The sequence below is a fragment of the Nitrosomonas sp. Nm34 genome (genome assembly GCF_900113925.1).
GTDB lineage: Bacteria > Pseudomonadota > Gammaproteobacteria > Burkholderiales > Nitrosomonadaceae > Nitrosomonas.
The window spans coordinates 1-17,962 of sequence record NZ_FORD01000012.1 but is presented as its reverse complement, the minus strand read 5'-3'; the positions used below and the strand labels follow the sequence as shown (position 1 = coordinate 17,962).

Here is a 17,962-nt window from a genome sequence, read left to right as displayed (position 1 = left end):
CTCTTCAGTGACATTGCCTCGTCATTGATGCCTGCTCCATCAAAAGTAGTAGTTCATATACAACTAAAATAGAATCCTCAGAATAAAGCCAATGTATTAAATTTATGAATTCTAGCTTCATCTAATACTTGCAGCAAACTGGGGAAAACACCGGGCGCAAGGTAGAGGCAGAAATGGTGTTACATACTTTATTTAACATTTTTAGGAGAAGATTGATGAGAACAGCCTTTCTTTTATGTTTAGCCTTTACTGCGATGGCTTCCATCGCTCAAGCAGAACCAACAGTTACTAAGCAGTCAGAATCTATGAAACTGACAGAAGCACAGATGGATAACATTAGCGGCGGCAGCGTAACGGTTAACATCGACGCATCCGGCATCGGATCAAGTCATTCTACCAGTTTTTCGAAAACCCCCGCTGAGGGAATCGTGATATCGGTCTCCTGTTGTGGTGCGGACAGTACATCTACCAGTGTGGTGGCTGTTCCTCCTACACCACATTAGACCCAATCCAAAATATGCATTAATTTAGGTCTGCTGCCAGAGCTCACACCCGTTAAACTTAGAGGCAAAGAACTCCTGGTAGCGTCAAAGGAATCGTTAAGTTCTTTTTGCGGCGTGATTTCAGACAAGGAACTGCTGTCACGAGCATGTTCGCACTTACCTGTTAGGAATTATTACTAACGCAAAACATTCTGAAACACTCTAACAGAATTATGGAGGGAAGAAATTATGAGCACAACGTTGCATTTACGTCCGGTACTTAATGTCGTGATTTTCACTGCCCTGGTAAAGTCGGCAACACTATGGGCGGGGGAACCGGTGAGACTGACGGACGCACAGATGGATGCGGCCACAGCGGGTTCCTACTTGGCCGTAGGAGTTGGCGCCGTTGCCGCAGCAGACAGCCCCAATGCGTATACCTCTACCAGCACCTCGACATTTATCAAGAGCACACCGCCAGGCAATGTTCTGATAGGAAAAGGTTCCGGGAACGCTCTCGCCTGCTGCGGCTCGAGCTCCTATACCGATGTCCAGACTGCGTATGCTGCTCAGGGGGACAAAGTGATCGCACATAGCAATGGACATGATATAAGCACTCCGACATTTTCTAGCTCAACTGAACGTATAACGGTTATTGCGATCGACATTCCGCCCCATTAGTGAGCTAGTAAAGCTTGCAGCAGTCTCAATATTGAAGCTGATAACACGCAAAGATTACATAACAGCAAACATGTGGGCGGGAAAAATTACAGTATAGGGCGAGCAACTCTCGCTTCTGCTGGCATTAATTTACCGCGCGCTATCTGTTCCCTTTAAACCCAGCGTCAGTGAGACAAAGCATGAACATAACATTCAGATCGTTTGCCAGAAATTACAGCTTGATAAAAAGAGGAGAAATGCGGATGCAACTATTTCAATCCATTTATCCTGTAGCCTTAAGATTAATCTGTATTGTTACTCTGACTATAAGTATTGCGGATCTGGCGCATGCGAGAACAGTTAAATCTCTTTTTGAAATGCGCCGGGAAAATGTAGTTGTGCAGAAATGGGATCTTAGCTGCGGCGCTGCTGCGTTAACGACTTTGCTAAATTTTCAGCATGATGATATGGTTACCGAGAAACAGGTAGCGAAAATGCTGATGACGCGGGAGGAATACATAAAGAATCCTCAACTGGTCAATATTCGTCAGGGATTTTCCATACTTGATTTAAAACGCTATGCCGATAAACGTGGCTATGAGGGCATCGGCTATGGCAAGCTCACGCTTGATGATTTAGTAAAGAATGCGCCTATTATTGTTCCTGTCAATTTGTTGGGATATAACCATTTTGTTATTTTTCGGGGAATAAAAGGCAATCGTGTATTACTTGCCGATCCAGCATGGGGTAACCGCACGTTGTTGATCGAGCAATTCGAAAATGCATGGATAAATTTTCCGCAAATCGGTAGAGTCGGTTTCGTAGTCGCCCGGACTGATGGTGTTCCCACGTCTAATCTGCTTAAACCAAGAGCAGAGGAGTTTGTTATGTTACGATAAATTGCAAGCATTACGAGTGTCTTGGGAAGTGATGCGCGTAAAATTTATATTTATCATAAAGTAACAAATTTTAACATCGATTTAGTGGCAAAACTGTTAAAGCTCTGCGTACATAATCTATTGATTTGAATGTGCCCGGATTAGGATTAGTTGAGTAGATAGGTATTGGCTTTTCAAGACTCTATTTTATACAGATACTCATTACTCAGAAAGCATTCACTCTCGAGCAAAAATAATTTCTCGGTAATGGGTATTTGTATATATATGATAAAAAAATATTGGTATGATAAAAATCTGGAGCTTAGCTGTATTGAACTTTGTGTGATTTTTTTGCTTAAAACCGGAAGACGAGTAATGAAAAGCATCCATAAATCGAAAAAAAGTCGGATTAAAGGGGTTTTATTAGTGAGCGCCAGTCTTTTTCTTGTCAATCCGGTCAGTCGTATCTGGGCGCAAGAGGCAACGGAAGCCTCATTGGTCAATCAACTCATGATAAAACTCCAGGAACGCGATCAGGTGATTACAGATCTCCAGCGGCGTGTTCAGCAACTGGAACAGCGCGTGGGAGCAGGACAGCAGAGCTCTGAATCTGCAACCGCTGCTAAATCCGCTGCAGTACCACCAAGCAAAGCGACTACCGACCAACCTGCAGGAACAGAGCAGCAGAGCTCTCAGTCTGCATTGGCTGCTCAACCCCCTGCAGCACCATCCACTCAAGCTACTAGCGACCAGCCTGTTCGCCAGACTCAAGCTGATGAAGCTGCAACAAAAATACCACCCGCTACCGTGGCACAAAGCAAAAAAGGTCCTGGTGGTTTCGAAGTAGATGAGGAAGCAGCAGAGAGAGCCTTGGAACGCACATTGGTTCAGACAGGAGCATTACTATTGCCATTTGGTCAAGCAGAAATTCAACCCTTCGTGAATTATGCTCGTTTGGAGAATGAGCAACCTATCTTGCTCAGGGATCCAGCAGGTAATATCGCTGCCGCTACCAATATTCAAAGTCGCCAAAATAATATCGAAGCAGGGGTTTTCTTTAGACTTGGTCTGCCTTTCGAGACTCAGGCAGAACTTAGTATACCAACCCGGGTGATCAATCAGTCTACTGTGGTAGCTAATCAAGAAACGGAAAATACTACTCATATGCTAGGCGATATTCGTGTCGGTCTTGCCAAGACTTTGTTACGAGAAACCGGCTGGCTACCGGATATCATTGGCCGAGTGACCTGGGATACAGATACCAGCAAACAAATACGCAATAATACTTCAGCTGAAGGTTTGCCTACTAGCTTTAATGATTTGATCTTTTCAGTAACAGCGCTTAAGCGTCAGGATCCGTTAGCTTTCACGAGCACAGTGAGTTACAGGACATCTTTTAAAAAAGATCATGTCGAACCAGGCGATGTGTATAGCTTAGCGTTGGGTGCCACGCTTGCCGCTAGTCCGCAAACTTCATTAAGTTTGGGCTTACAACAAAATTTTATAGATCACACCAAGTTGTTTGGTAACTCAATCCCGGGGTCCGATGCAATCAGTAGTATATTTACACTCGGTGCTTCTTCCATTCTTGCCGGGCGGTTATTTTTCTCAACGATAGCAGGTATTGGTTTAACCAAGAGCGCGCCTGATTATTTTGTCAGTGTAGCGGTTCCGCTCAGATTCGACGTGCCGTTTAACCAGATGTTCAGGTCAAATTAGAAAGGCTATGTTTGGGTCGATTGCTGAAATTTTTTAGAATTTCTACATATCATTAAATGATGCATCATTCCCGTTAAGCCGGGTATTGGTTCTAATTTTCAATCTCTACGAGTCTACTCCCCTGCCCTGGGGATGAAAGCTAGTGGAAAACTAACAGATTGAAGCGCACAGTTAAATACCCCGCAGCTTGTTGCGGGGCGCTTTATTTATCTAACTGTCTTAGCGAACAGTTGCCGCTGACAATAGTCACCTAAAGTCTCGCTCTCTATGCGTTCGCGGGCATAATCTGACAATAGACTATCGAGTGCACTCAAGATGCTGAACTCGTCTAGCCCTTCCTTGTAAATGGTATTGAGGCGATAGCCCAGGCGATCACCGCCCAGCCGCAAATCATAATGCCCTACTGAACGCCCTACCAGTCCAATCTCGGCTACATAGGGGCGACCACAACCATTCGGGCAACCTGTCATGCGAATGCTGATTTCATCCTGCGTGAGCGCATATTTTTCCAGCAGCATCTCCACCTTACTAAGCAGTTCGGGCAGATAGCGTTGCCCTTCTGCCAGAGCCAGCGGGCAGGTCGGCAATGCCACGCACGCAATGGCATGGGTGCGAATGGGCATAAGCGCAGCTTGTGTTCTAATGATGCCATGTGATTCCAGAATCGTATCTATCGCTGCCTTATCCTCTGCTGCTATATTCAGCAGCATGATGTTTTGATTGCCGGTCAAGCGGAATTTGCATAAGTTGCTTGCTGCAATCGCATCCAGCGCTGATTTTGCGCGGTACTCGGGTGTGTCCACCACACGCCCGTTTTCGATAAACAGCGTGTAATGCCAGCGGTTTTTATGGTCTTGCAACCAGCCATAATAGTCGGCACGGCTGTTGAAGGCGAAGCTGCGTGGCGCAGCCAGTGTAAACCCCAAGCGGCTTTCCAGATCGGCTTTGAATGCTTCCAGCCCCATATGATCAATGGTGTATTTCACACGGGCTTGTCTGCGATCGTTGCGGTTGCCGTTGTCGCGCTGCACGGCTGCGATCTGCCACACCGTATCCAACACTTGATCTGGTTTGATGAAGCCCAGCATATCTGCCAGCCGCGGATAGGTAGCCGGGTTACCATGAGTGCAACCCAGCCCACCGCCCACGGTCACGTTGAATCCTGCCAGGCGGCCATTTTCTTCAATGGCAATTAAGCCTACATCCTGCGTAAAAATATCAATCTCGTTATGTGGCGGGATAGCGATACCCACTTTAAATTTGCGCGGCAGATAGCGATTCTGGTAAAGCGGATCAGGTTCTAACTCAGCATTTTCATCCAGACGCTCCCCATCCAGCCAGACCTCTGTATACGCTTTGGTTTTAGGTCGCAGGTATTCGCTGATTTTAACTGCAAACGCATGAACTTCTTCGTGGAATGCAGAAGTGGCGGGGTGCGAGCCGGCCATGACGTTGCGATTGACATCACCGCACGTGGCGATGGTATCAAGCCCATATTTATTAAACCATTGTAAAGTGGGCTTGAGCTTTGACTTGACGACACCATGCACCTGAATAGTCTGGCGCGTAGTAATTTTGAGGATACCGGTAGTGTTCTCATGCAGCAGCGGTTGCAACCCCAGCCATTGCTGCGGTGTGATATCACCACCTGGCAAGCGCAGGCGAATCATGAAGGAATAAGCCGGTTCCAATTTTTTGGTCTCGCGTTCGCTGCGGCGATCGCGATCGTCTTGCTGGTAGATGCCGTGATGCTTAACGAGCTGCTGGTCATCCGCCGAAAGCTGTCCGGTAAGCTGATTCTTCAATCCTTCAGCCAACGTACCGCGTAATCCTCGACTGCGAGTCTTGAGGTGTTCAACAGGTGAAAGGTTTTGTTCAGTCATAATCGCTAATCGTTTCCATGGCTTGTCATTTGTGCCGCTGTGCCGCAAAAGTTATGAATCACGGCTGTATCAATTGTACCCATTGTATCAATAAACATCCTTCACATACCGGTTATCGTCATGCAATTGATCGAGAAAGGCTTGGGCAGCTTCGTGGCCACCCTTTTCAGTAGCGAAAATTTCCAGCAGAGCTTGCTCCACATCCCTGCTCATGGGGTCTTTTGCGCCACAGACATAAATCACCGCACCACCGTTTATCCATTCCAGCAGTTCACTCGCGTTTTCTTTCAGGCGATGCTGGACATAAATTTTATGCTCCTGATCACGGGAGAAAGCAAGATCGATTTTGTGCAGCACGCCGGTTTCCACGAAATCGACCCACTCAGCCTGATAGAGAAAATCGCAGTGCTGATGCTGCTCGCCGAAGAACAGCCAGTTGCGCCCGCTCGCCCCCCGCTCTGCCCGTTCCCAGACAAAGCTGCGAAACGGTGCGATGCCTGTACCTGGACCGATCATGATAATGTCCCGTTCATCCTCCGGCAGTTTGAACAGACTGTTCCGCTGAATAAAAAATTTCACTTCATCACCCACTTTTAAATCGGCTAAATAGCGCGAACACAGCCCGTAGCCAATCTCGCCGTTCTCACCCTGATGCCACGCCAGCGCCACCGTCAGATGAATGTTGCCGGCATGCGCTAAAGGTGACGAAGCAATGGAATAAAGGCGTGGCGTGAGGTGGTCCACTCCCTCAGCGAAATGAGGCAGAATAATGCCCGCCACATCGCCGGGCACGTAAGCCAGCGACTCATCATACTCGATTTCAATATGATAGGTTGCTTTGGCAGAACCGCGGTCGTTGAGGTCGATAATTTCCCTCACAAGCCCTACTACCGGTTCCAGACGGGAATATCCTTTGCCTGAAGGTGCCGCTGTTTCTACAGTAGCTGGCATGCTGGCGGGTTGCGTAGAAGGTAGCGCCGACAATACCCCTGCTATCCATTGCGGATAATGGCTGGCGAAATCCACATCCAGTTCACCGCGTGCATAAATGCGTTCCGCCCCCAGCTTTTCCATATAGGCATCCAGGTCACGGACGGCTTGGTTGTATTGGGGATAGCTGCTGTCGCCGAGCCCAAGCACGGCGTATTTCACGCCCTTAAGCGACGCCTCTGACTGCTCGAGCATCTCAAAAAAAGCCAGCGCCGTCTCCGGCGGCTCACCTTCGCCATGGGTCGCAGTGACAAAGATAATGGGCTCATCACCTTGCAATTCTTCGGCTTGCTTAATTTTCTTCACCGACTGGGGCGAGGCGTTCCAGCCATGCTCTTTGGCCTGCTTGGCTAGTTGCTGCGCGATCATCTTGGAATTACCGGTTTCAGTGGCAAAAAACACGCGTAGCTTCTTTTGCGCAGTGACAGTGGCAGTAGTAGCCATACCCTCGGGCTGCACTATCCCTTGCACATAGCCTGCAAACCAGATCGCTTGATCCCGGCTTAGCGTATGCCGCAATTGTTCCCACAAAGCTTTTTGCTGTTCGGTTAGCATGGGTATATATCGTATTTACATATCATTTCCACTCGAGGAAATGACAAATTACAATAGCCATTGCTCATTCTTTGCTCCAATAAGATTCCTTTTTATGAAATGCTGTCTGCATTTAGTGCCGCCTTAGAAATGAAATAATGGTATGGACACTACTCTCAACAGCATGAAAGTGCTAGAGAAATTATGCAGTGACTCCTCATTGCATTTCCAAGTCAAAAATGACCTGAAGGCGAGCCGCAGACAATACCAATCATACGGCAAGGTGAAGCCGACCAAGTCAGGTTTGATTGAGAAATGGAATTTACAATAGGAGCTTTCTATAGTGAGATTATAACGGTAGGCATTGATTTAGCAAAAAAATGTTTTACCCAGAAGCCGCGATTCGGTTTTTTCTCTCTTCCTGATTCCATTTCTCAATCAAAAATAACGCCAAGGCAAGCTGCAGACAGTATCAACAATATGGCAAAGTGAAGCCGATAATGTCAGTTTTGATTGAGAAATAGAATAAGCCAGAGCCATTCTACCTACTGACTATATTCGAGGCCAGCACATGCTATAAGGCAAAGGATTTCATACTCGAACGCACTGACTGATATAACGCGCTAAACTTTGCAACCATTTACCAAGTCGAAAGAGATAGAACGCAGAGCAACCATCCATTTAATTGATGAACCAGCAAAGGTTTTTGTCTGGATTTAGTTCGGTAAAATTGAGGCATCTTCATTCAACCTTTTATCCAGAACCTTATGTTACTAATTACCGGTATGCCGGGCGTGGGCAAGACCACAATTATCGGCAAAGTTGCCGAGCAGTTGCGCAACAAACGCATTGGCGGCTTTTATACTCACGAGATACGCAAGGGCAGAGAGCGTTGCGGATTTCTGCTGAAAACCTTCGGTGGACTGCAACAAACCATTGCCCATATCGACTTTCCTCATGTGCATCAGGTAGGCAAGTATGGTGTGGATATTGCTGGGATCGATGCAACAGTCGCCTCCGCACTGGCGCCGGATGCGGATGTCGATCTGTATCTGGTTGACGAAATCGGCAAGATGGAGTGCTTGTCTGCACGTTTTATAGCGGCCATGGAAAAACTGTTTGACTGCGGTAAGCCGCTGGTGGCAACCATCAGCAAAAAGGGTAGCGGCTTCATCGAACAAGTGAAACGTCGTCCCGATGCCTTGCTGTGGGAAGTCACCCATGCCAATCGGGACAAACTGCCGCAACAAGTACTCTATTGGCTTTCGACGCAATGACTGATTAAATTGGGGCATACCTTGGGATTGAGGCATTGCGCCGCTCCTAAATGTATGATGCACTTCAGCAATTCCTTAGAGGACCCGGATAACGAAAGCATGACTTTCTGTCTCATATGTCATGATCGGACAGTTGAATCCTAATAATTTACTGCGATATTTAAGGCGAAATGGACGACTCTCGACAGGATGAAAATGCACATCATCTACCCCAGCAGGGGATTCGCCATTAAGTCTGGAGGTATAGTAACATCAGTCAATCCATTGACGCCAAGGATAGCTTTAATGCAGAGCTCACTGCAGTAGTCGTAATCATGAAGGCTGCGCTTAGATACGATCAGCGACAGCTACGGGTCTATTGCGATAACTACGGCCTGATCCAGCTGTGGCGCGAACAGCGTAATGACAGTTGCCTTTCGGAGATACGCAGGCTTGCTGCTTCCTTGGGGCGCTTTTCACTGCATCCTATTCCACGGCAACATAATCAGCCAGCCCACAGACTTGCCGTAGCGGCAACGCGAAGCGCGACCATTGTTCCACATAGGCACAAGTTACCAGAGCACCAGGAAGAACTAAAATAAGGCAAATCACGAGTAACGCAATGCATTTAGCAATAAACGCTTGTAACACAAGCATTAGTAACTTTGAGATGAATGACAGAGCACAACAGATCTGACCGAACGCACAAAGTGGTAGAACCAGAATTCAGCAGTTGTTTCTCATAACCGAGAACCGTAATCTGTTCCCTGCCCTGTTCTGATAAATGCATTCCTTGCACCATGTGATGATTGACATTTTTATATCCAACAACCGTTCCAAGGATTTTTAGATACCTTAGCCGATCATCATCGTCTTCATAAATATTTTGGCGGCGATCTTCATACGATGCTCCATGATAAAGCGCATTTGGAAATTCTAAACAAAGTGGTCTTGAGATACTTCCTTAACTCGCGGTCTACCCCTATTTTATGACGCTTATTCGGTGTTCATTCTTTAGCGACAAATTAAATATTTTAAAAAGATAATGTTACCTATTCAATATAAAAATGTGTCTCTATTTATTGACATACATAATTCTTCTATTAACAGATCATTATTCATTTTCCGAATATTGCGCACGAAATTTACTTAATAAATAACGACAAATTCTCACCTTTTTTCTCAAGATATCAATACAACAAATTGATTAATAAAGGTTATATATTCTGGTATAAATATTGCTGTCTATTCTATTTTTGCTTGAAAATTAAAATGACAAGAAAAAACCACTATGACTATTAAAAAAAAACAAAACTCTTTTATCGTCGCATCAGCCGCGGCGTTTCCGTTATTCTTTTCCTCTTTCAGCGCGAATGCTGCTAATCTTGACGCACTAAGGCAGTTGGGTGAGCAAGTGTTCTGGGATAAAATCTCCAATCCACCGCGCATGGCATGCGTTACCTGCCATGACCCAAGGGCTGGTTGGACGGGACCGCATTCCCAAACCAACCTTACTCAAGTGGCAATAACCGGTGCCAATCCGCATACAATCGGAAATCGTAAGCCACCCAGCAATGCCTACGCAAGCTTCACACCGCTATTTGAGGAGGGTGTTATAGGCCCACCATCCGGAGTGCGCGGCGGCGCCTTCTGGGACGGCCGCGCTAAAGGCGATATTCCCGACGGAAGCACTGCTGACCCAAACAAAATTGGCGATGAGGTTTTTGCGGAAACAGCCGATCCTGCTGGGCTAAAAACTGCTTACGGCCAATATCGCGGGCCAACCGCTGTCCAAGCGTTAGGCCCCTTCGTCAATCCTGTCGAGCAGAACAAGGCAGATAGAGCCGGTGTTTGCCGGCATGTTCAAAAGGCTCAGTATGCCCCCCTTTTCGAGCAGGCCTGGACTATTCCAATCACTTGCGACGATGCCCATGTCGATGTGAATTACAAGCGTATTGCGGTAGCAATTGCGGCCTTCCAAGACTCCGGCAAAGTCAATTCGTTTAGCTCCAGGCGCGACCAGGCGCTCGCAAACGATCCTGACAAAAAGTTTCCTCTAGACGGTTTAACTGAACAGGAAAATCTGGGTCATGACCTGTTTTACACGGTGAAGATTGGCGGCAACATAATTAGCGGCCCCGCCCCCAACGGTAAGGGAGCCAATTGCGTGGTTTGTCATAATAGCGGCAGATCACCTTTTGGCCCGAATCCGTCAGATGGGGCGGAGCCCAACCAACTGTACACCGACTTCAGCTACCATAATATAGGCACACCGCCCAATCCCGCGATCGGACAGTTCAATCCCACCAACCCGGATGATGGCCTGAGTGATACTACCAACGACCCGGCTCACCGTGGGTTTTGGAAGACTCCGACCCTGCGCGGTGTGGATACCCGTCCCAATCCCTCTTTCGTGAAGGCATATGCTCATAATGGTTTCTTCAAGAGTCTCAAGGGCATCGTGAATTTCTACAATACGAGCGCCACCGTATGTCCTCCCGAATTAGGGGTAGATACGGAAGAGAAGGCATTGGCGAATAAATGCTGGCCCGCAGCAGAACATCCGGAAAATACTACTCGCGGGGGGCCGATTCTTGGCAATCTTGAGTTAACCTCAGAGGAAGAGGATGCCATCGTGGCGTATATGAAAACGTTTAGCGATACCGAGATCCCTAAGAAGCCGAAACCTTTTACGCCAGCTCGTAACAGATAAAACAGTTGAATGTTCACGGCACGGGCCAGTAGCGTGCCGTGAACTGTAGTCTTGCTAAATTAGGCTCATTGATGAGGTTGCCTGTCATGACTACGACCTCACTTATTTTACAAATACCCGCCTATTTTCCACACAGGATCAGGTTTTACCTTTGGTATTTTAGCTTATGCTTTCTATTCCTTTTGCTGCTTGACTTACGTTCAAGCATGCCTCACAACAAGATGCTGATCCATTTGAGCTAATCCCGTTTCCCAATCAAACCTAACGAGAAGTCGAGCCGCAGACACGATAAAGACTAACAGCACAGTAGAGCTCTACCTTTTATTGCTCTTCTTCCTCACCCTTTGGACGCCCGAAAGAACTGTAACGCAGCAATGCACCTACTCTCTCTTCCCATCCTCAAATAAAATGCGCAGCAAGATAAACCTATTTCAATATTTCGCCACAATAATGCCAGTTTCTCAGAATCATCCTCTCCCGCCAGGCATGTTAACCAAAACGAAACTTGATCCCATTGTTTTCCCAGGCGGGCTTTTGACTCCATATTGCACCTTCCTTTAATTCCAAATGCGCTAGCATACTCGACTAGAAATTATCTCGCTTTGAAGATCATTTTATCGTTCTGCATCTTGCTCGACATAGCCGATGGCAGCGCATAAATAACATCTCTTAAGGGTAATGAAAAATCGCCCTTCCCACTATGAGCCTTTCCATCTTCGTACCCAGTTAATTCTTAAGGCATAATGCATGTGCAACGATTTAAAATCTCTACAACTCTTTTCTTTTCGTCCCTTTCCGGAACAGTAATAAAACGGCTGTGATTTGCCATCAGACAATACGCGAAAATATCATACCGCCTGTATTGCAGCACTCCTTTGGATAAACGCTTCGACCGTTATCGGAGAAAAAATATTTTCTCGCTGCGTGATGTAACGCGGTAGGCCTACACATACGGTTCTACTTAATCTTGCCATGTAGTCGTTATAGTCAAACTCTATAAAAGGATAGCATCTATTCAAATACAAGCATTTCTGTCTGATGCCTCCTTAATTCAGAAATCCTTATATCAAAGCTTATCACATCAACATAGCCATTTTTACTGTATCCATAAAAGAGACAATCAATTTCTTTTTTTAGCCCTTATTTTTTATTTTTATGTAGGTATTATATATTCTAAAGATAGATATAAATGTGGTAGATAGGGTTAATGTATTAAAAACCATACTCTTATTATGACTAATAGAAGAGAAAATCTCTTTAATATTAAATAGAATACCATGTTAGTCAAGCAAGTTGAGTATAGTTTGTATCCCCAAAAGAACGTATTCTTGATATGGTTATTCTTAATAAAATACTGGCACAATATTTTCGATAACAGCTTTTAAATAAGGAAATGGGGGTGAAATTAAAGTAGTTGATGGAGGTATTATGATGAAAAAATTAACTTTTTTGATAATTATTCTAATGCTTGGCTTCTTAGTTGGCTGTGCGCAAATGAGCCCGATAGGGGGTGTTCAAAGTAACGAACTTTATAGTGATAAATTGCATACCATAGATCCTAGTAATCATGAGGCCATGGCTACCTACTACGAAGAAGCGGCCAATGAGATGAAAGCAAAGCTACAAGATCAGAAGAAACGGCTTGAAGATTATGATAGTCATTCCTACTATTATGGGCGACGGGGACAAGATGTGCGGTCGCATACCACAGCGAATATTCGTATGTATGTGAATTCTATCAAAGAGAATATGAAGGAAGCCGCTCTTCACCGGAGAATGGCACAAGAACAGAAAAAACAAGAGTTCGGTTTAAGAAGGGAAGAGGCGACAGACTCTCCGTTAAATTAGTAATCATTTAGAAAAGCCATCTAAATTTTAGAGAATAAGCAAATTAAAAGAAGCTGAGCCGCCCAGCGTCATTTTTACTTTTAATTCACTGGAATATTGTGTATGCCTCATGATCATTGCTCTCTTTTTTATATTATCAGAGACAAAATCGATCTAATTTCCATGAAAGGCACAAACAAGGAAAAATGAATTATGTATCCAGCCACATTAATCACGTAATATTCGCGGCAACAGGGATTTTAGTATTGTTTTTTTTGATTCTAAATTCTACCCATGCTAATAGCCTATCTAATCTGTTCAGCCAAAGTGGACTGGAATTCGGTGGTTGGATTAATAGCGGTGCAACCTATAATGCAAACAACCCCTCTGATGGCTTCAATGGTACGGTGACTTTTGCGGACCGTGCTAATCGATTTCAGTTAAATCAACTCTATTTATATTTGCAACGCAATGTCGAATCAGAAGGTACAAAATGGGATATTGGCGGTCGTTTCGACTTTTTGTTTGGAACAGATGCGATCTTTACTCAGGCTTTTGGTATATCTGCCTTTGATGAGAATACTGGCGAACCGACGGATAGTAGAGGTAACTGGGATCTCAATTTGTGCTGTAAATCAACCCGCACTTACGGCATTGCTCTTCCACAAGCCTATCTAGAAGCTTACATACCGGTTGGTAATGGTCTCAATATTAAGGCCGGGCATTTTTACACCCCGCTGGGCTACGAAACCGTTCCCGCCCCGGATAACTTTTTTTACACTCGAGCCTATATCCTTAACAGTGGTGAGCCCTTCACCCATGTAGGATTTCTAGGTACTTATACCGTTAATCAAAATTGGATTATCCAAGGCGGCACAACGACAGGTAGTGCAACTGGCGGTTGGGATGGCGTTTTTGATAAGCAACTGGACAACTGGGGGGGACTGGCAAATATTATATGGGACAGCGATGACAAAAGGACTTCAGCACAACTCGGCGGCACTTATGGGCAAACTGCTGTCGATGAGCCCTGGATGATGTACAGCCTCGTGCTGCAACATTGGCTCACCCCCAAGACGCACATGGTGCTGCAGCATACTAACGGCTGGGCCAGCAACATCAGTTTGCCTGATGGCATTCAGAATGCAGCATGGTATAGCATCAACACCCACCTGACTTATGATCTTTTTCGTGACCTTTCTATCGGCATTCGTGCTGAGCGCTTCCATGACCGCAATGGCTGGCGTGTTTTCTCACCTTATCGCATACTATCAGCGTTGAACAGTAAAGGCGTGAGCTATGCAGGCAATGTTCCTTTCATCAGCGCTCCCGCAAATTATTATGCGGTTACGGTGGGTATGAACTGGAAACCGGGGCAACGCTGGAAAAGAAGTTGGGAGCCGATCCGCAACATCATGCTCCGAACAAATATCCGCTATGACAGAGCTGATGGTATTGATACCGCATTTCGGCCATTTGATGGCAGAAAGGATCAATTTCTGTTTTCTTTGGATGTAACGATGCCCTTCTGATTCAACTTAATTGAAAAGGAATAGCGGCATAAGTGTATGTCGTCACAACCAATTTGGGATTATGGTTGCCTGAATTAATTCCATTTCCAAATCAAAACTGACTTTGTCGGCTTCACCTTGCTGTATGATTGGTACTGTCTGCGGCTCGCCTTCGCATCATTTTTGATATGAAATGGAAAATGGAATAAGGAAGCAAAAAAATTTATGGGAACCTCCTCAGGATCTGCTCCCTATTCTGCATAAATTTCTGACAGATCAAGTTCAGCGCGTAATGGTAGATGGTCGGACGCCACCTGCGCCATAGGTGAGCGATAATGTTGCAGTTCGCGCAGTACTGAGTTAGGTCGAACCCAGAGCCGATCAAGTGCCAGCAGCGGGAAGCGGGCAGGGAAAGTGGCCGGTGACGTTGTCTCGACGAACGCGCGGTGGAACCAGTGAAGCAGCTGTCTCCTGAGAAACCACTCGTTGAGATCACCGAGCAGGATCTCTACTGGCTCAATTTGTGGTTCCATCAACTCCAGCACTCGCTGTGCTTGAATGCGGCGCTCTCTAACCGACAAACCGAAATGAGTTGTCACCAAACGTGCCGTTGTATTTTTTGCCCGAATGCGCACATCGATGGCTCCGCGCGGTTCCCGGCCTGGAACAGACAGGTCATGCTTAAAGACTTGCTCCACTGGTAATCGGCTGAGGAGTGCATTACCGTAATGAGCATTCTGTTTCAGCATGGTGGGGCCAGCGATCGGCTGATACGCATCTTCGGCGAAGAATTCAAGCAGATCGAGACCACTATCTTGGCGTGTCTCCACTTCCTGAAGTGCAATGATATCTGCATCTAGTTCTCTTAACACTATACGAATGCGCTCGGGTGAGAAGCAGCCATCATTCCCGTAGCAGCGGTGGATGTTATAGGTAGCGATGATCACGGCTATCGGTTCAGTCCTTTTTCTGTTATCGATTGCATGCCGACACGGCGCTTAAGCCAGGTGACCAATCCGTAGCCGATAAGAGCAATGCCACCAAAAACCAGCGCTAGCATGATACCGCTTTTCCAACTAGGCTCTACCAGCATAGTGTGAATGCGATCGGTAAAAAGCGTAATAGCAGCAATGCCGGGCCACATACCGATCACAGTGCCCCAAAAGAAATCTTTGAGTTTGATGTGAGAAGCGCCAGCCACCAAATTAGTGATTGTGTAAGGGGCAATGGGCACCACGCGGAAGAATATGACAGCCAGCATGCCTTGCTTCGCCAGCCGCAAGCTGATACGATTTAACCGGCCATTGCCAATTCGGTACACCACATTGCGACCGAGGTAAGCGCCGACCCCATAACCAGCTAGCGCGCAGCCAAGTGCACCAGCAAATGCACAGAAGAAGCCGATAAAAGGTCCAAAAGCCATGATAGTTACGATAATGAGCAGGGTAATTGGAAACATCATCAGCCCGAGGATTGTCACACCAACTACTGCTAACAGGGGGGAAGCGGGAAGTTCGGCGAATGCTCCGAGGGCGAGGAGCAGCGTTTCGTAATCAAGGTATTCCGATAACGGTGTCCAGCGCCACATTGCCGCCAATGCCGCCAGGAACAATAATATGATTATCCATACTATTACGCGTCGCCGCGCTGGTGGTCGCTCCTCTTCATAAACAAATTGCTCGGCCAACCGGTCTGGATCAATTGGCTCATCAGGATCCACTAGCGTTGTCTCGGACACTAATTCCTCGACTACCTCAGGCACTTCTAAAAGCAGAGGCACAGGCCGCAGTGTATGACTATTCCCGGACAATGCATCGATGGCTCGCGTCAATGAGCCCAGGTTCGCGGTCGTCTGGGCGACCTGCTGGGGTTCGACACCAAGGTGTTCCGCCAATAACCGATTGCGGAAACCAGCGATTGCGGTGCAGATATCCTCGCGACCTTCGGATTCGAAGGCAAGATCGCACTCTGTATCGATACCCATTGAGCGATTATTTAAATTTGAGGAGCCGATACGCACAAAAATATCGTCTACTACCATTATCTTGGAATGGACGATGATGTTGTTGTCACCAAGCTCGGGGACTTCTGGGTAGAGTAAACGCAGACGCTTTTGGTGATCTCTTTGCTGCAGCTTGTGCGCGAATTTGGTCCGTAGTACATCCATAGTTACTTGAGACAGCCAACCGCACGTAGATTTGCCTGTCACAATAACTACTTCAGGACCTTCCGGCTCCTTGAGGCGTCGGGCAAGGGCGTCACAGATAACTGCGGAAGTGAGGTACTGATTCTCGATATAAATAGAGCGCTGGGCCGCAGCAATTGCATCCAAGTATAAGCGTTCGACCTCACGAATCTCGGTACAGCCCTGATGAGCCGGCTCGGTGCGAGCAATAGCCACGCGCACATTCTCCACATCCACGGACACATCATCTGGCCATAGCTCTGCAACTGACCGTGGCGGGTGGGAAGGAATAGTATCCCTACACGCCCGTTGCCAGCGATCGCGCACCAACTTGCCAAGCGAGCGGGCGACAGGACCTGCTACCATCAGCTGCACATCATGGTATGGAGCTGATGGACCATTGCCTTCGTCACGCCGCAGGTCATCAGCTTTATGTTCGAATGTATCCCAGCGCCCCCGAGTCAGATCCAGACCACCGCAGAACGCCACGGTATCATCTGCCACTACTACTTTCTGGTGGTGGCTGGCCCAGATAGGATGACAGTCGTCAAGCCAGAAATGGACTCGTCGGTGAGTGCGCCAATCCAATTGGTAAACTGGCAGCCATTCACGATCCATGCCATAAAGCGCTATAAAGTCCCAATCGAGTACGTAGGCTTGGAATGCTGGCTCAGACTCGGCAAGATAATCAAGCAGCAATCTTAACGTCTTAGGCTGACCGTCATCCTCTCCATTACGGACGAGCAGAAGATCACTGTAAATGTCCCATGAGAGTATTAACAGCGAGCGTTTCGCTCGCAAGGCTGTGGCGCGGAATGCTCGAAAGTAGGCCGCACCGTCCACCAGAAAGGCAATACGGTCTGCTGTTTCGACACACCAACAATTCTGACCAGGCTTAAGAATCTTCATATTTGATGGAATGGGGAGGAGCCCGATTAGTTCCAAAGCATAAAAATTTTCAAGCAGCATTTTTGATTCACACTACTTATGATCAAATATAGCAGATCTCATATAAAATGATTTAAATTTCATAAGCGGCAAAGAGCTGCTGATGGAACAACTTTCCTTTTTTCTGATGGCTTTGGCCTGAGCTCATTTGGGTTCAATGTCATTTAAGTCCGGGGAATAAGGCGGCAGGTATTCAAGTGTATGCCCGGCATTGGCAATGGCAGAAGTTTAGGCAAAAGGTCCTGCGTTATCCACGCATAGAAAATGTCAGCGTTGATACTGGCGATGAACAGACTTATGGTCAGCAGCGTCTTTCCGATCAGAGCGCCAATCACATTGGTTCGACCTCGTGCATGCCAGTCTTTTACGCCATGGA

At 46.7% G+C, this 17,962-nt stretch carries 15 protein-coding genes; 10 read left to right on the top strand and 5 right to left on the bottom strand.

The window, feature by feature from the left end; translation table 11 throughout:
* Window positions 1–215 precede the first annotated feature (215 nt).
* The 4 genes from BM283_RS07070 to BM283_RS07055 all read left to right on the top strand — a co-directional run bounded on the left by BM283_RS07070 (window position 216) and on the right by BM283_RS07055 (window position 3,739).
* Window positions 216–503 (top strand): hypothetical protein, encoded by a 288-nt coding sequence (locus BM283_RS07070; RefSeq protein ID WP_090691409.1) that lies wholly within the window; start codon window positions 216–218, stop codon window positions 501–503.
* Window positions 504–731: 228 nt separating this feature from the next.
* Window positions 732–1,163 (top strand): hypothetical protein, encoded by a 432-nt coding sequence (locus tag BM283_RS07065; RefSeq protein ID WP_090691406.1) that lies wholly within the window; start codon window positions 732–734, stop codon window positions 1,161–1,163.
* Window positions 1,164–1,405: 242 nt separating this feature from the next.
* Window positions 1,406–2,041, top strand: coding sequence for a C39 family peptidase (locus BM283_RS07060; RefSeq protein ID WP_217646468.1), 636 nt, complete (start codon window positions 1,406–1,408; stop codon window positions 2,039–2,041).
* A 354-nt stretch (window positions 2,042–2,395) separates the two neighbouring features.
* A complete protein-coding gene (locus BM283_RS07055) occupies window positions 2,396–3,739 on the top strand; it encodes a hypothetical protein (protein ID WP_139225216.1) in 1,344 nt (447 codons plus the stop codon).
* A gap of 206 nt (window positions 3,740–3,945) precedes the next feature.
* On the opposite strand, the gene BM283_RS07050 is transcribed toward BM283_RS07055, so the two are convergent.
* Both BM283_RS07050 and BM283_RS07045 read right to left on the bottom strand, forming a co-directional pair.
* Window positions 3,946–5,622, bottom strand: a complete 1,677-nt coding sequence (locus BM283_RS07050) for an NADPH-dependent assimilatory sulfite reductase hemoprotein subunit (RefSeq protein ID WP_090691402.1) — start codon at window positions 5,620–5,622, stop codon at window positions 3,946–3,948.
* An 87-nt stretch (window positions 5,623–5,709) separates the two neighbouring features.
* The gene (locus BM283_RS07045) at window positions 5,710–7,167 is read right to left on the bottom strand and encodes a diflavin oxidoreductase (protein WP_090691400.1); all 1,458 of its coding nucleotides are present in this window, start codon (window positions 7,165–7,167) and stop codon (window positions 5,710–5,712) included.
* 746 nt (window positions 7,168–7,913) lie between these two features.
* Between BM283_RS07045 and BM283_RS07040 the strand changes: the two genes are divergently transcribed.
* From BM283_RS07040 to BM283_RS07005, 6 genes are all read left to right on the top strand, one after another.
* Window positions 7,914–8,423, top strand: coding sequence for a nucleoside-triphosphatase (locus tag BM283_RS07040; RefSeq protein ID WP_090691398.1), 510 nt, complete (start codon window positions 7,914–7,916; stop codon window positions 8,421–8,423).
* Window positions 8,424–8,432: 9 nt separating this feature from the next.
* Window positions 8,433–8,567, top strand: coding sequence for a hypothetical protein (locus tag BM283_RS20515; protein ID WP_217646467.1), 135 nt, complete (start codon window positions 8,433–8,435; stop codon window positions 8,565–8,567).
* A gap of 107 nt (window positions 8,568–8,674) precedes the next feature.
* Window positions 8,675–9,004, top strand: coding sequence for a reverse transcriptase-like protein (locus BM283_RS07030; RefSeq protein WP_090691394.1), 330 nt, complete (start codon window positions 8,675–8,677; stop codon window positions 9,002–9,004).
* A 689-nt stretch (window positions 9,005–9,693) separates the two neighbouring features.
* Window positions 9,694–11,115 carry a cytochrome-c peroxidase gene (locus tag BM283_RS07020; RefSeq protein WP_090691389.1) on the top strand — a complete coding sequence of 474 codons (1,422 nt, stop codon included), beginning with the start codon at window positions 9,694–9,696 and terminating at the stop codon, window positions 11,113–11,115.
* A gap of 1,428 nt (window positions 11,116–12,543) precedes the next feature.
* Entirely contained in the window at window positions 12,544–12,963 is a 420-nt protein-coding gene (locus BM283_RS07010) for a hypothetical protein (RefSeq protein ID WP_090691383.1), read from the top strand.
* Between the two features lie 185 nt (window positions 12,964–13,148).
* Entirely contained in the window at window positions 13,149–14,474 is a 1,326-nt protein-coding gene (locus BM283_RS07005; RefSeq protein WP_090691380.1) for a porin, read from the top strand.
* Between the two features lie 230 nt (window positions 14,475–14,704).
* Here BM283_RS07005 and BM283_RS07000 read toward each other — a convergent pair whose 3' ends face one another.
* The 3 genes from BM283_RS07000 to BM283_RS20510 form a co-directional block, all read right to left on the bottom strand.
* Complete coding sequence (locus BM283_RS07000; protein WP_254776251.1) at window positions 14,705–15,400, bottom strand: endonuclease/exonuclease/phosphatase family protein; 696 nt, start codon at window positions 15,398–15,400, stop codon at window positions 14,705–14,707.
* A 2-nt stretch (window positions 15,401–15,402) separates the two neighbouring features.
* On the bottom strand, window positions 15,403–17,607 hold the full coding sequence (locus BM283_RS06995; protein ID WP_090691375.1) for a VTT domain-containing protein: 2,205 nt from the start codon (window positions 17,605–17,607) through the stop codon (window positions 15,403–15,405).
* Between the two features lie 123 nt (window positions 17,608–17,730).
* Window positions 17,731–17,775: a hypothetical protein gene (locus BM283_RS20510; protein ID WP_368086408.1), complete on the bottom strand. Its 45-nt coding sequence runs from the start codon at window positions 17,773–17,775 to the stop codon at window positions 17,731–17,733.
* Window positions 17,776–17,962: the final 187 nt, after the last annotated feature.

What these genes read in the sequence shown, in the direction of transcription:
- BM283_RS07070 (WP_090691409.1), top strand. Translation starts at nt 216, where the DNA reads ATGAGAACAGCCTTTCTTTTATGTTTAGCCTTTACTGCGATGGCTTCC.
- BM283_RS07065 (WP_090691406.1), top strand. Translation starts at nt 732, where the DNA reads ATGAGCACAACGTTGCATTTACGTCCGGTACTTAATGTCGTGATTTTC.
- BM283_RS07060 (WP_217646468.1), top strand. Translation starts at nt 1,406, where the DNA reads ATGCAACTATTTCAATCCATTTATCCTGTAGCCTTAAGATTAATCTGT.
- BM283_RS07055 (WP_139225216.1), top strand. Translation starts at nt 2,396, where the DNA reads ATGAAAAGCATCCATAAATCGAAAAAAAGTCGGATTAAAGGGGTTTTA.
- BM283_RS07050 (WP_090691402.1), bottom strand. Translation starts at nt 5,622, where the DNA reads ATGACTGAACAAAACCTTTCACCTGTTGAACACCTCAAGACTCGCAGT.
- BM283_RS07045 (WP_090691400.1), bottom strand. Translation starts at nt 7,167, where the DNA reads ATGCTAACCGAACAGCAAAAAGCTTTGTGGGAACAATTGCGGCATACG.
- BM283_RS07040 (WP_090691398.1), top strand. Translation starts at nt 7,914, where the DNA reads ATGTTACTAATTACCGGTATGCCGGGCGTGGGCAAGACCACAATTATC.
- BM283_RS07020 (WP_090691389.1), top strand. Translation starts at nt 9,694, where the DNA reads ATGACTATTAAAAAAAAACAAAACTCTTTTATCGTCGCATCAGCCGCG.
- BM283_RS07010 (WP_090691383.1), top strand. Translation starts at nt 12,544, where the DNA reads ATGATGAAAAAATTAACTTTTTTGATAATTATTCTAATGCTTGGCTTC.
- BM283_RS07005 (WP_090691380.1), top strand. Translation starts at nt 13,149, where the DNA reads ATGAATTATGTATCCAGCCACATTAATCACGTAATATTCGCGGCAACA.
- BM283_RS06995 (WP_090691375.1), bottom strand. Translation starts at nt 17,607, where the DNA reads ATGCTGCTTGAAAATTTTTATGCTTTGGAACTAATCGGGCTCCTCCCC.